The organism is Mycobacterium sp. Aquia_213 (genome assembly GCF_026625985.1).
Taxonomy (GTDB): Bacteria; Actinomycetota; Actinomycetes; order Mycobacteriales; family Mycobacteriaceae; genus Mycobacterium.
The window spans coordinates 297,396-310,312 of record NZ_CP113116.1 but is presented as its reverse complement, the minus strand read 5'-3'; the positions used below and the strand labels follow the sequence as shown (position 1 = coordinate 310,312).

The 12,917-nt window shown below is 65.2% G+C and carries 15 protein-coding genes; 10 read left to right on the top strand and 5 right to left on the bottom strand.

Annotation, left to right across the window (positions count from 1 at the left end):
* Positions 1-23: 23 nt before the first annotated feature.
* Positions 24-734 carry an SDR family NAD(P)-dependent oxidoreductase gene (locus LMQ14_RS01495; protein ID WP_267733107.1) on the bottom strand — a complete coding sequence of 237 codons (711 nt, stop codon included), beginning with the start codon at positions 732-734 and terminating at the stop codon, positions 24-26.
* 80 nt (positions 735-814) lie between these two features.
* On the opposite strand from LMQ14_RS01495, the gene LMQ14_RS01490 reads away from it, so the two are divergent.
* The 5 genes from LMQ14_RS01490 (at position 815) to LMQ14_RS01470 (ending at position 5,041) form a co-directional block, all read left to right on the top strand.
* Positions 815-1,780 (top strand): TIGR03621 family F420-dependent LLM class oxidoreductase, encoded by a 966-nt coding sequence (locus tag LMQ14_RS01490; protein ID WP_267733106.1) that lies wholly within the window; start codon positions 815-817, stop codon positions 1,778-1,780.
* Positions 1,781-1,887: 107 nt separating this feature from the next.
* Positions 1,888-2,784 carry an enoyl-CoA hydratase/isomerase family protein gene (locus LMQ14_RS01485; RefSeq protein WP_267733105.1) on the top strand — a complete coding sequence of 299 codons (897 nt, stop codon included), beginning with the start codon at positions 1,888-1,890 and terminating at the stop codon, positions 2,782-2,784.
* Positions 2,781-4,085 (top strand): aromatic ring-hydroxylating oxygenase subunit alpha, encoded by a 1,305-nt coding sequence (locus LMQ14_RS01480; RefSeq protein WP_267733104.1) that lies wholly within the window; start codon positions 2,781-2,783, stop codon positions 4,083-4,085. The genes LMQ14_RS01485 and LMQ14_RS01480 overlap by 4 nt, the downstream gene beginning before the upstream one ends.
* The gene (locus tag LMQ14_RS01475) at positions 4,082-4,411 is read left to right on the top strand and encodes a hypothetical protein (protein WP_267733103.1); all 330 of its coding nucleotides are present in this window, start codon (positions 4,082-4,084) and stop codon (positions 4,409-4,411) included. The genes LMQ14_RS01480 and LMQ14_RS01475 overlap by 4 nt, the downstream gene beginning before the upstream one ends.
* A gap of 60 nt (positions 4,412-4,471) precedes the next feature.
* Entirely contained in the window at positions 4,472-5,041 is a 570-nt protein-coding gene (locus LMQ14_RS01470; RefSeq protein ID WP_267735734.1) for a TetR/AcrR family transcriptional regulator, read from the top strand.
* A gap of 40 nt (positions 5,042-5,081) precedes the next feature.
* On the opposite strand, the gene LMQ14_RS01465 is transcribed toward LMQ14_RS01470, so the two are convergent.
* The 3 genes from LMQ14_RS01465 to LMQ14_RS01455 form a co-directional block, all read right to left on the bottom strand.
* A complete protein-coding gene (locus LMQ14_RS01465; RefSeq protein ID WP_267733102.1) occupies positions 5,082-6,284 on the bottom strand; it encodes a cytochrome P450 in 1,203 nt (400 codons plus the stop codon).
* Positions 6,285-6,296: 12 nt separating this feature from the next.
* Entirely contained in the window at positions 6,297-7,130 is an 834-nt protein-coding gene (locus LMQ14_RS01460) for a mycofactocin-coupled SDR family oxidoreductase (protein ID WP_267735733.1), read from the bottom strand.
* An 81-nt stretch (positions 7,131-7,211) separates the two neighbouring features.
* Positions 7,212-7,793, bottom strand: a complete 582-nt coding sequence (locus tag LMQ14_RS01455; protein WP_267733101.1) for a TetR/AcrR family transcriptional regulator — start codon at positions 7,791-7,793, stop codon at positions 7,212-7,214.
* 91 nt (positions 7,794-7,884) lie between these two features.
* On the opposite strand from LMQ14_RS01455, the gene LMQ14_RS01450 reads away from it, so the two are divergent.
* The 5 genes from LMQ14_RS01450 to LMQ14_RS01430 all read left to right on the top strand — a co-directional run bounded on the left by LMQ14_RS01450 (position 7,885) and on the right by LMQ14_RS01430 (position 12,565).
* Entirely contained in the window at positions 7,885-8,433 is a 549-nt protein-coding gene (locus LMQ14_RS01450; RefSeq protein WP_267733100.1) for a PaaI family thioesterase, read from the top strand.
* Positions 8,430-9,365 carry an NmrA family NAD(P)-binding protein gene (locus LMQ14_RS01445; RefSeq protein ID WP_267733099.1) on the top strand — a complete coding sequence of 312 codons (936 nt, stop codon included), beginning with the start codon at positions 8,430-8,432 and terminating at the stop codon, positions 9,363-9,365. Before LMQ14_RS01450 ends, LMQ14_RS01445 begins: the two co-directional genes overlap by 4 nt.
* Before the next feature lie 31 nt (positions 9,366-9,396).
* A complete protein-coding gene (locus tag LMQ14_RS01440; protein WP_267733098.1) occupies positions 9,397-10,164 on the top strand; it encodes an SDR family NAD(P)-dependent oxidoreductase in 768 nt (255 codons plus the stop codon).
* 107 nt (positions 10,165-10,271) lie between these two features.
* Entirely contained in the window at positions 10,272-11,651 is a 1,380-nt protein-coding gene (gene lysA, locus LMQ14_RS01435; RefSeq protein ID WP_267733097.1) for a diaminopimelate decarboxylase, read from the top strand.
* Between the two features lie 2 nt (positions 11,652-11,653).
* Positions 11,654-12,565: a rhomboid-like protein gene (locus tag LMQ14_RS01430; protein ID WP_267733096.1), complete on the top strand. Its 912-nt coding sequence runs from the start codon at positions 11,654-11,656 to the stop codon at positions 12,563-12,565.
* A gap of 74 nt (positions 12,566-12,639) precedes the next feature.
* Here LMQ14_RS01430 and LMQ14_RS01425 read toward each other — a convergent pair whose 3' ends face one another.
* A complete protein-coding gene (locus LMQ14_RS01425; protein ID WP_267733095.1) occupies positions 12,640-12,762 on the bottom strand; it encodes a hypothetical protein in 123 nt (40 codons plus the stop codon).
* Positions 12,763-12,917: the final 155 nt, after the last annotated feature.

Sequence of the window (12,917 nt, the reverse complement as noted above, 5' to 3'; positions counted from 1 at the left end):
TGGGATCTGGCCCGTTGTCAGCGTCAGGTGTTGCGGCCGCCGTTCACGCCGAGAATCTGTCCGGTGATGTAGCCGGCTTCCTCGGAGGCGAAGAAGGCACATGCGGCGGCGATGTCTTCGGGCTTGCCCACCCGCCGAACCGGCGTGCGAGCGATGTGGTCCTCAACGGTTCCGCCGAGCAGCTGCCGGCTCTCGGCGCTGCGCAGCATCGGGGTGTCGACGAATCCCGGCGGCACCGCGTTGACGGTGATCCCACTCGGGCCGTATTCGAGGGCCAGCGATTTGGTCAGTCCGTTGACCGCCGATTTCGCCGCGACGTAGTGGGCCATGAATGGTTGACCGGAATGTGTGCTGGACGACGAGATGTTGACGATGCGTCCCCAGCCCGCCTCGACCATGTCGGGCAGCACGGCCTGAATGGTGTTGAACACTCCGTTGAGGTTCACGTCGATCACCTTCGACCACTCCTCAAACGACATGCTCAGGAACTTCTTGAAACCCTCCACGCCGGCGGCGTTGACCAGCACCAGGATCGGGCCGAGCGCGTCGCGGATGGCCGACATCGCCGCGTCGACCTGCGCGCGATCGGTGACGTCGGCAACGTGACCGAACCCGTCGTCGGTGGGGGTGAGATCGAGGACGGCCACCTGAAATCCGTCCTTGCGCAACCTTTCGGCCACCGCACGGCCAATCCCCGAGGCACCGCCGGTCACAACCGCTGTCTTCGCGCTCAAGCCGTCATCTACCTTTCCTGAGCGATCGCTCAAACGGTGGCTTCACATGCCTATCACCCGGCATCGATTACGGTCAACCCATGGACCGGCCTCCGTTTCGCTTCGGGGTACAAGCGACCAACGCCTCCGGCGGACACCAGTGGCGCGACACCGTGCGAAAAGTCGAAGATCTCGGCTATTCAACGCTTTTCCTCGCCGATCATTATCTCGGTCCGGGCCCCGCGCAGCGGGCCGCCCGCACGCCTCGCCAAGACCTGGCTCCGATCGCGGCGATGGCGGCAGCCGCCGCCCACACCGAGACGTTGCGGATCGGTTGCCGGGTGTTCTGCATCGACTATCACGTGCCGGCGGTGTTGGCCAAGGAGGCGGCGACACTCGACCTGCTCTCCGACGGCCGCCTGGAGTTGGGCATCGGGGCGGGCTGGAGCGACGTCGAATACGCCGCGATGGGGCTCGAATTCGACCGCCCGGGGCGCCGAATCACCAAGCTGGCCGAGGTCGTCGCGCTGATCAAGGCCCATTGGCAGGGTGAAGAATTGGATTACTCGGGCGAGTTCGTTCACGTGCGCGGGTATGCGGGAACACCGCGGCCGGTGCAACAGCCGCATCCACCGATCATGATCGGCGGCGGTGGCCAGCGCGTGCTCTCGCTCGCCGGCCGCGAGGCCGACATCGTCAGCATCTCGAGCGTGCCGTTCGTGGCGCGCGATGCCGACGGCCTGGATCCACAGTCGGTTGCCGAGCGTCGAATCGGCTTCGTGCGTGCGGCCGCCGGCGACCGCTATCGCCGGCTCGACGTCGAGAGCTCCCCGTACTTCACCGACATCACCAACGACCCCGAAACGGCGTTGGCCGGCATCGCGAAAACGACGGGCATCTCGGCCGAATTGCTGCGCGACCATCCCAACGTGTTGATCGGTACGCCGGAAAGCGTTGGGGAATTGCTGCGTTCACGCCGCGAAACCCTCGGCGTCAACTACGTCACCGTGCAGCAGTCACAGATCGAATCCTTCGCACCCGTGGTAGCCCTGCTGCACGGTCGCTGAGCCTTGACCAGTGCTGGCTGAGGTGCAAACATGGCAGCTACCTTATTTGGGCGATCGCTCAAATGAGGTAGACGCCACTTTCACCACCGCGGAGATGAGACGACTCGATGGCCAAGCGGACGCGATTTGCCGAGTACCAGAACAGCTATGCCAACTACCGGTTCGAACTCACCGACGACGGAATCCTGTTCATGCAGTGCCACACCGACGGTGACAGCCTGGTGTGGAGCTGGAAGGCACACGACGAGATGTCGGACGCGTTCGCCGACATCGCGGGCGATCGCGAGATCAAGGTGCTCATCCACACCGGCACCGGCGAGAACTACAACGCCAACTGGGGTCGCCTACCCAACGGCGAACCACCCGAACACCCCATCTACCAGGCCATGCCCAACGACCGCGGGACACACAAGCTCGACGAAAAGGCCTGGTACGCACGCCATCTCATCTTCAATGTGCTCGACGTCGACGTACCGATGATCAGCGCGGTCAACGGCCCATGCAACATGCACTCCGAAGTGCCGATCATGGGTGACATCGTGCTGGCCTCCGAGGACGCCTATTTCCAGGACGCGTCGCACTTTCCGCGCGGCCAGGTACCCGGCGACGGACAGCACGTGATCTGGAGCGTGCTGGCCGGACACAACCGCGCGCGCTACTTCCTGCTCACCGGCCAGAAGCTCAGCGCCCAAGAAGCCAAGGACTGGGGCGTGGTCAACGAGGTGCTGCCCAAAGATCAACTGCTCGACCGGGCCTGGGAGCATGCCCGCGAACTGATCAAGCGGCCACCGCTGACGCTGCGGTACACGCGCCAGCTCTTCACCAACCCGCTCAAGCGCGCGTTCGTCAACGAGCTCGGCCACGGCCTCGGCCGCGAGACCTATGCCCAGCGCGTGTTCTTCCCGTTCGGCGGCGAGATGGCACCGCTGGACAGACCATGGGACCAAGAGCCCTGGTCGACGACATCGAACGGCGGTCAGCACAGCGAAGGAGTCCCCTCGTGACCAGCATCCAGCAACGACTGTCGACCGGGCGGGGCAAGTTCACCACCGACTACCCGGAACTGGGTACCGGTCCGGTCAACTATGAAGACTCGATCTCCGAGGGGTTCTTCGCCGACGAGCGCAAGGCGGTCTTCGAGCGAAACTGGTTGTGCGTAGGGCGTATTGAGCGGTTGCCGCGCACGGGATCCTACTTCACCCGCGACCTGCCCGGACGACTCGCCTCGATCGTGATCGCCCGCGACCGGGGCGACACGGTGCACGCGTTCCACAACGTGTGCGCCCATCGTGGCAACAAGGTTGTCTGGCAAGAACACCCGGGCGAGGAGTCGTCCGGCACCTGCCGCGCGTTCTCCTGCAAGTACCACGGCTGGCGGTACGGGCTGGACGGCAAGGTCAACCACATCACCAACGAGGGCGAGTTTTTCGATCTGGACAAGAACGCATTGCGGATGCCGCCGGTGCACTGCGAGGTCTGGGCGGGCTTCATCTTCGTCAACCTCGCCGAGGATCCGGTGCCGTTGCGCAGCTTCCTGGGTGACGGACTGCTGGGCATCGAGGCCTACCCGTTCGACAAGATGACGCAGCATTACGGCTTCTCCACCCAGATCAAAGGCAACTGGAAGCTGGCCGTCGACTCGGTCTGCGAGTGGTACCACCCGCCATACGTGCACGGTCGCTTCATCGATCCCGACGTCTCCAAGGCCGAGAAGATGGTGCCGCCCGTCGACTCCTACCACTACGACCTGTTCCGGCCGCACATGCTCACCTCCGTCCCCGGACCGCCACCGCTGCCGCCGCGCGACCCGGGCACCGCGGGACCGGCCCGCCAAGACCAGCGTTGGGTCTACAAGCTGTTCCGCGCCGGGCTTTTCGGGCCCGACGACGTTCCGGATATCGGTATCGACGAGGCCTCGGCCGACTTCCTCAACCGCGGCGACATCGCCTCGTGGGGCAATGACCAGTTCTGGGTCTTCCCGAACATTTCGATCCAGCTCTGGGCGCGCAATTACTACATCACCTACACGTACTGGCCCGAGACCGTCGATACGCACATCTACGAGATCGACATGTACTTCGTGCCCCCGGCAAACGCGACAGAACGCCTGGCACAGGAATTGGTGGTGGACAGCACGATTGAGTTCGCGATGCAGGACGTGAACACCATCGAGGCGACGCATTCCGCGCTGAAGACGCGGGCGCAGAACACCTTTCACCTCAGCGACCAGGAGCTGCTGATCCGTCAGTTCCACACCGTCATCCGCGACACGGTTGACGCCTACCGGTCCGGTGAGTCGTCATGAGCAATCTGCCCGAAGGGTTCGCCGATCTCGAACCGTTTGTCGCCGACTGGGCATTGCCCACTCGTGCACAACGCTACGAGGCGCGGCTGTCGAAGCCCTACGACGAACTCGTCACGTTCTACGACGCCATCGCCCCGAGAGCCGAGGAAGCGATCGCCTACCTGAATGGCCTCGACATCAACGAGTTACCCGAGGATGCCGAACGGCTGCTGCACCTGCTGTATTCGATGATCCTGGTCTCCTACGCGGTCAACGTGTTCAAGCAGAACCGCATCCCCGACTCCGGTGCCGCGTTCTTCGACATGGTCGCCGAACCTGCCGTGTGATATGACCACACTGTGACCGCATCCGAGCGCCCGAAGGCCCGCGATTCCACAACGCGGGACATGCTGGTGGCCGCGACGAGCCAGATCATGGTCGAGGAGGGTTACGCCGCGGCGACGTCACGCCGCGTCGCCGCCAAAGCCGGTGTCAAGCCGGCGTTGGTGCATTACTACTTCCCCACGATGGACGAGCTGTATCTGGCTGTCTTCCGCAGCGGCGCTGCCGTCTACCTGGAGCGTCAGCAGACGGCACTGTCGTCCGACCGCCCGCTGCACGCCTTCTGGGACACCCTGATCGCGCCCAAGGACACCCGGTTGCTGCTCGAGTTCATGGGACTTGCCAACCACCGCAAGGAGATCCGAGCGGAGATCGCCGCGTGGTCGGACCGGTGGCGCGAGCAGCAGATCACCGCGCTGAACTTCATCATCCGCGAACATGACATCGACACCGACGAGTTCCCGCCCGCGGCGATCGCGGTCTTCATCGCCTCGATAGGCCGCACCCTGATCCTGGAAGAGGGGTTGGGTTCCTCCGGGGGCCACGACGCGGCGATCGCTCTGGTCAACCGACTCCTGGACCGGTTCGAGATGCCGGAGCCCAAAGTTCGCCGAGACCGCGGCGCGCTGGGCTGATCGCTGGCCCTTAGGGTGCGCGCAGCGCACACTCGACCGCTTAGGGCAGCACGACCCGCAGTCGCTCCCAGCCGCGCACGGTCGAAGTCGGGCTGAGTTGTGCTGTGTCATAGTCGATATCCCACTCCGGCCAGCGGTTGAGGATCTCGTCCAGCGCGACGCGTCCCTCCAGCCTGGCCAGGTTTGCTCCGAGGCAGTAGTGCACGCCCTTTCCGAAGGTGATGTGCGATATGTTGTCGCGACGGATGTCGAAGGTGTCCGGATCGGTGTATCGCCGCGGGTCGCGGTTGGCGGCGCCGAACAACAACAGCATCGCACTGCCGGCCGGAATGGTCTTGCCGTAGCACTCGAAATCCTTTGCCATCCAACGTGCTACATGCGGTCCCGTGGGCTCGAACCGCAGCGTCTCGTCGACGGTGCGGTTGAGCAGTGAGCGGTCCTGGTGGATTTCCCGGCGCTGGTCGGGGTGTTCGGCAAGCACCTTGGCCAGCCAGCCGATCAGCCGCCCGGTGGTCTCGTTGCCGGCACCGGCGACCACCTGGGTGTAGTGCAAAACCTCTTTACGGGTCAGCTTGCGGTGCACACCCTCCTCGTCGTCGAACTCGACGTTGAGCAGCGTGGTCATCAGGTCATCGGACGGGTTCTTCGATCGCCATTCGACATAGTCGGCATAGATGCGGCCGTCGGCGATGGAATCGGCACTGGAAACCTTGAGCGGCGCTCCCGGCTTGGTGCGCAGGTTGGCGTCGTTGGCGTCGCGCACCGAGATCTGCTCGGACTCAGGGATTCCCAACAGCATGCCGATCACCCGCATTGGCATCATCGATGCGAGTTCGGCAATGATGTCGAACCCCGACGAGCCGACGTGTGGATCCAGGCAGCGCACGCAGTACCGCCGGATCTGGTCTTCGATTTCGGCCATCCGGCGCGGCGTGAACACCCGCGACATCAGCCCGCGCAGCATCGTGTGTTCGGGCGGATCCTGGAACATCATGACGCCACGGGGCATCTCGAATTTCGACTGGACCAGCTCGAGGATGTCGCTGCGGCGGTTCGAGAAGGTCTCCCAGTTGGCCAGCCCGCGCTCGACGTCGGAATGTCTTGATATCGCCCAGAAGTCGTACTGCTCGTTGTAATACAGCGGGGCCTCTTCGCGCAGCCGCGCGTACGTCGGATAGGGGTCGGAGTTGATGCCGACGTCATAGGGGTCGTAGTAGACCTCGGTGTCGTTGGTGACAGTCATCGATGCATTCCCTTACTTCAGACAGCTGCCGGCGTCCACCGGCAGCGCAACCCCGGTGATGTAGCGCGCTTCGTCGGAGGCCAAGAACAACACGGCGTTACTGATGTCTTCGGGTTCCACCCAAGGGATCGGCAGATAGTGAAAGCTCTGGCACACCGGCTTGAGGTCTTCGGGCCCAGGGTTTTCCAACTCGGGCCGAAAGGCCCGGTAGGTGGCGTCGTTCAACAGCAGCGGCGATCCAACGTGCGTCGGCAGGACGGCGTTGACCCTGATCATCTGCTGCCCCAATTCGACGGCGAACGCCCGCATCAGGCCGATGACACCGTGCTTGGCAGCCACGTAGTGGCCCACATGCGGATAGGCCTTGTTGCCGGCGACCGACGACGTCAGGATGATCGCGCCGCCGCGGTCCCCGGCCAATACATGCGGAACCCCGGCTTTCACCGACTTCCACACCCCGCTGAGGTTGACGTCGATCATCTCTTGCCACAGCGCTTCTTTGGTCTTGTGCAGCTTGCCCGCGGTGGTGCCGATGCCCGCGTTCGCGACGATGACGTCAAGGCGCCCGAGCTGTTCGACGCCGCTGTCCACGGCGGCCTTCAACGCGTCGAAATCACGCACGTCGACCTCGGCGGTCACGACGCGACCGCCGGCGTCTTTGACCATTCCCGCGGTCACATCCAGGTCTTCCGACGTCGCACCATCAGCGGGGGAATTCTCGAAGTCTCGGCAGATGTCGACGGCAATGATGTCGGCACCCTCTTGGGCGAGCCGAACGGCATGGCTTCTGCCCTGCCCGCGCGCGGCACCGGTCACGAATGCGACTTTGCCGTCCATCCGGCCCATGGCAACCTCCACCGAGTCCTTTTTGAGCGATCGCCCAAATTAGTGACGCAGGCCATGTCTAACAGCCCCGGGACGAGGTCGTCAAGAGTTCAGCGAGGCATCGATCAGCGTGGCCGCGGCCGCCCGCGCGTGCACGACGGGCGCGGTGTCGTTGAGTGACGTCGCCATCGCGGTCGCACCTTCGAACAACACCGCCAACTGCTGGCCCAGCAGGTGGGGATCGCCGGCACCGGCTTCCTGTGCGACGGCAACCAGACGCCGGGTGAATTCCTGTTTGTGCGTCCGCACGATCGCGTCGGCGCTGCGCAGCGTTCCGGCGGATTCCACGGCCGCATTGTGGAAGGGGCAGCCCCGCATCACCTCTCGGCGCGAGATCTCGAAGATCCCCAACAGCCGCTCCCGCGCGGGCAGGGTTGGGTCGTCCAGGCGCTGCTCATTGGGCGAGCCGCCGCGCGCGTCCATGCCGCGCAGATAGTCGTCCACCAGGTCGTTCTTGCTGGGGAAGTGTTGGTAGAGGGTGCGCTTGGAAACGTTGGCCTGTTGCGCGATGCGCTCGACACCGGTCGCGTGGATTCCCTGGCGATAGAAGAGCTGGGCTGCCGCACGCTCGATGCGCTCACGCGCTCCGCGTCCGCCGGCCGGACGCGTCGTCACTTCGGCCATTCCTCAAAGATACACCGATCGGTTTACAAAATCCGAAATTCCTACTAGTTTCGCCCTATCAAGTAAACCGATCAGTTTCCGAGAGGACGGCATGACGGCTTCACAAGAGGCTTCCCGCACTGACGTCGCAAGTTCGCCGCCGTGGGGCGCCGAGCAGTCGCGAACGATCACCTGGCGCGACCCCATGACGACGCAGGCCACGGTCGCGTCGATGAGTGGGCTTTCCTACTGGCAGGCGGTCGCCGATGGGCGCCTGCCTCCGCCGCCGATCGGCGAGCTGGTGCAGATGCGCGTCGTCGCGGTGGAAAACGGCGCCATCACCTTCTCCTGCACACCGGACGCGTCGATGTACAACCCGCTGGGACTGGTGCACGGCGGCGCACTGTGCACGCTGCTCGACACCGTTGCCGCGTGTGCGCTGCACACCACGTTGCCGCAAGGAGTCGGGTACACCTCGGTCGAGATCAAGGTCAACTACCTCAAAGCGGTGACGCTGGACAGCGGGCCGCTGACCGCGGTGGGCTCCGTCGTCAAAGCGGGGTCGCGGATCGGCTTCGCCGAAGGCGAGGTCACCGACGCGTCGGGAAGCGTGGTCGCGACCGCGAGCACCACCCTGCTGATTTTCGAGTTGCGCCGATGAGCGGCCCCGTCCTGGTCATCGGGGCGACCGGCCGGCACGGCGGCACCGGACGGATCGTCGCAGAACGCCTGCTGAGCCGTGGGCGCCCGGTACGCGCACTGGTCCACAGCGACGACGAACGAGCCGCAGAACTGCGGCGCCGCGGGGCCACGACCGTGGTCGGCGACCTGCACGACCGGGCGTCGCTGGTTGCGGCGGCGCAGGATGTCAGCGCCGTGTACTTCACCTATCCCGTTGCGGCAGGAGTTAGTTCGGCGGCAGCGAATCTCGCGTCGGTTCTGGTTGACGCCCACCCGCAGCCACACCTGGTGGTGATGTCGATGGCCGTGTCCTCGGTCGACAGTCCCAGCAGGCTGGGTCAGGGCCAGGCGGTCGCCGAGGAAGTCCTCACGCGGGCGGGCCTGAATCCGACCGTGCTGCGGTTCGGCGGCCTTTTCCACGAGAACGTCTTATTGCTGCATGGTGCCACGATTCGCGAGAATGACTTGATTACCAACAGCTTCGGCGAAGGCCCGGCGCCGTGGATCGGCGGTGACGACGCGGCGGAGATCGCTGTCGCGCACCTATTGGCGCCGGCGCCGGAGTCTGCCCGGGTCAGTTGTCCGCCTCCGGCCGAGGTGATCAATCACGCCGAGGTGGCGCGCATCATCTCGGCCGAGATCGGTCGTGCCGTTCGCTTCGAGCCCATCTCCGCGGCCGCCTGGCGCAGCGAATTGGAGTCCGCTGCCGAGGCGGAGCCCGCCTCCCCCATCAATGCGGCTATGGCACAACATATCTCGGCGATTGGCGGCGCCCTGGCGCAGCGAACCGAGCCCATGATCCCGCCGGACCCTGATGCGCTGGCCGCGATACTCGACCGCCCTCCCACCCGCCTCGTTGACTTCGTCCGCCGCAATCTGCAGCACTTTGCGCCCGCGACCACTCGGGTGTAATTCCCGTCGAAATTCTAAGGAGCACAACGCTATGTCTGCTGTCCTGATCACCGGGGCCAGCCGCGGCATCGGCCGCGCCATCGCCACCGAGTTCGCGCGTCGCGGGCATCGCGTGCTAGCCACCGCACGCGATCCGCGCACATTGGACGACCTCGACGTCAGCGAACGGCTGGCCCTCGATGCCACCGACGACGCCAGCGTCACGGCTGCCGTCGCGGCCGCCGGCGACATCGACATCGTGATCGCCAACGCCGGGAATATCTTTTACGCCGCAGTCGAAGCCATCCCGTTACCCGAACTAGAGCGCCTGTTGAACCTCAACACCATTGGCGCCATCCGGGTGGCTCAGGCGGTGCTGCCGCAGATGCGGGCCCGCGGCAACGGGAAGCTGATGTTCCTGTCCAGCGTCGTCGGGCGGGTCGTGCTCCCGCCGGGTGCGGCCTATGCGGCGACCAAATGGGCCCTGGAGGCGCTCGTCGAGGCCCTGGCCATCGAGGTGGCACCATTCGGCGTTCAGGCGGCGCTGCTCGAACCCGGCGCCGTCAGCTCCGGCGCCCTCGACAACGTGACCACCTACACGCTGCCCGACGATCCTTATGCCGCCATCCTGAAAGGCGGCGGGCCGCGAGCCGGGATGATCACCCCTGAAGAGGTGGCCGCCGAGGTGGCCGATGCGGCCGAAAAGCCGGAGCTGCCACTGCGCATTCCGATTGGTGAGGCCGCGCGGACACTGTTGGCCGGCCGTAAAGCGGCGCCCGACGACGTCCCATTCATCCCGGCGAATTACTTCAAAAGCTAAGAGTGCCGGGCGCCCCCGGCCCGAAAATCCGTGAAGATTGACCGCACGGTTGTGAAAAATCCGTTAAGAACGTGGCACGACGGCGCCGCAGACCTCAATTTGGAAGCATGACGCTGTTCGAGCTGCTTCCGTCGCAGCACGGATTGGGCTCGCAGCTCGATCGCGCCATCTGGCCGTCGAGCGCCTCCGTCGACGATCTGGGTCGGCTGTGCGTAGCCGGGGTGCCCGCCACCGAGATCGCCGCCGAGTACGGCACGCCTGCCTATGTAGTGGATGAGCTGGATTTTCGGGCCCGGATCCGGCGTTATCGTGCCGCACTTCCCGGGGTCGAGCTGGTCTACGCCGGCAAGGCGCTACTGAGCACCGCGGTGGCCGAGTGGGCAGCCGCCGAAGGTGCCGGCCTGAACGTCTGCTCGGCGGGCGAACTGGCCACCGCGTTGGCCGCCGGGGTACCGCCGTCGCAGATCGTCCTGCACGGCTATGCCCGGACCGCCGGCGAGTTGCACGACGCGGTCGACGCCGGGGTGGGCCGCATCGTCATCGATTCCCCGAACGCGATCGCGCTGCTGGCCGCGCAGGTGCGGCGCCACCAGAACGTGCTGATCCGGGTGATTCCCGACATCGAAGGCCAAAGCCCGGGCGGGGCCGGCGTCGGCTTTACCCTGGCGGACGGCCGGGCGGCCGGCGCCGTCCGGCGCCTCTTGGATCAGCCCTGGCTGAACCTGGTCGGTCTGCATTGCCACCTTGGGTCGCGGATTGCCGACCCGCAGCGGTACGGCGCGGCGATCCGGCAATTGGTGGCCCTGATGGCCGAGGTGCGCGACCGCCATGGAGTCGTGCTGAACCAGCTCGACCTGGGCGGCGGGCACGCGGTCCCCTATGTGAGCGGCGATCCCGAGCTCAGCCCGGACACGCTCGCTCAAGTCATCGAGTCCACACTTCAATCCTCTTGCGCCGACTACGGCTATCCGCCCCCGCAGATCGTGATCGAGCCGGGCCGAGCGATCGCCGCGCGCGCGGGAATAACGCTGTACCGGGTGATCGCCGTCAAACATCAGCCCGACGGGCGCACCTTCGTCGTCGTGGACGGCGGAATGGTCGACAACCCGCATGAGGGGCTCCGCGGCGTGAAATACACAGCGGCGCTGGCCAACCGGCACATACCAACCGAAACCGCACCCGTCACGATTGTGGGCCGGCAATGCGAAGCCGGGGAAGAGATCGCACGCGACGTCGAGCTGCCCACCGACGTCCAGCCCGGCGATCTGCTGGCGTTGGCTTGCACTGGCGCTTACCACTATTCGATGGGATCGGCCTGCAACCTGGTGGGTCGTCCGCCACTGATCGCCGTCGCCGGCGGCCGCACTCGCGCGCTGGTGCGCCGAGAAACCGTCGCTGACCTGCTGGCCCGTGACTGTGATTGGTCTCACCAGACTCACCGCCCCAGTTCCGTCACAATGGTTATCAACAGGGCGAGGGGGGAATAGGCATGGCCGACATGGCTGTTGACCCGCACGGCGACCATTGGCCGCCGGTCGCCACCCGGACCGCCCACGAAGGTGCAACCGCAATGCTTCGCAGTGAGAACCGCCGCACAACGGTGAGCTCGCGGGTGCTGTCCGTAGCGGCGTGGTTCCCCGCCACCATCGTCTACGCCGCCATGCTGCTCGGGGTGTCTTTCCTAATGGCGGCGCTCGGGCCGCATACCCACGATGTCGCGGTGCGAGAGATGAGCACCAACTTGCACAACCTGGCCCACGGCCACATCGTCACGCTGGTCGGCAGCGCGTTCCTCAGCGACGGCGGCCACGTGCTGCTTTGGCTACCGGGCCTGGTGTGCTTGCTGGCTCTAGGCGAACTGATCTGGCGCAGCAGGGGTTTGGTCGTCGCATTCGCACTCGGCCATATAGGTGCCACGTTGGTCGTCGCCGTCTGGCTGACCGCTGCACTCAAGGCAGGGTGGCTCCCGATGTCCCTGGCGCGCGCCACCGACGTGGGGATGAGCTACGGCGCGGTGTGTGTTCTGGGGGCGCTCACGGCGTCGATACCGTCGCGATGGCGGCCGATCTGGATCGGTTGGTGGTTTGGCAACGCCATCGCCGCAGCGTTGAGCGCGGACTTCACCGCGATTGGGCACGTGGTGGCGCTGCTGCTGGGTGTCGCGTTGTCCTTCCGGCTGCGCTCGATATTGCGCTGGACGCTGCTGCACTCGGCTTTGCTGGTGATCGGCTCCGCCTTCGGGTACATGGTGCTGTGCGGACCGGCAGGGCCGGCACCGACAGCCGGCGCGGCAGGTGCGCTGATCGCGTTCGTCGCCGCCTGGATATTGCGGTCACGCGACAACGCACCCGGAACGTTGACGAATCAGTCGGGATTTGTGCCGCAGCCGGCGCAGTCGTAGTCAGTCAGCGCGAGAATTGCTGTGACAGCGTCAATTCAGTTTGATTCGGTCGACGGGATCCTGGCCGATAAGGATTAGCCGCCGACGCAGACGCCGGGTGAACAGTCGATCGTGAGCGGCACGGTACACCCCGCGGTCGCGGCGGCGGTGGCGGTGAGGATCGCCGCGATGAGGAGCTTGCTCTTCAGACCGGACATGACTACTTCATTCCTTCCTGGCCGCCCCCCGGTTCGACCGCACTAACTCCCCGTCGCAATGCTGCGATAATTTGATATCAGACTGCCAGAATAGGCCACATACGTCGTCGGCAATTACAGAAATAAATCACGGTCCTGGTGTGCGCCCGACGAAC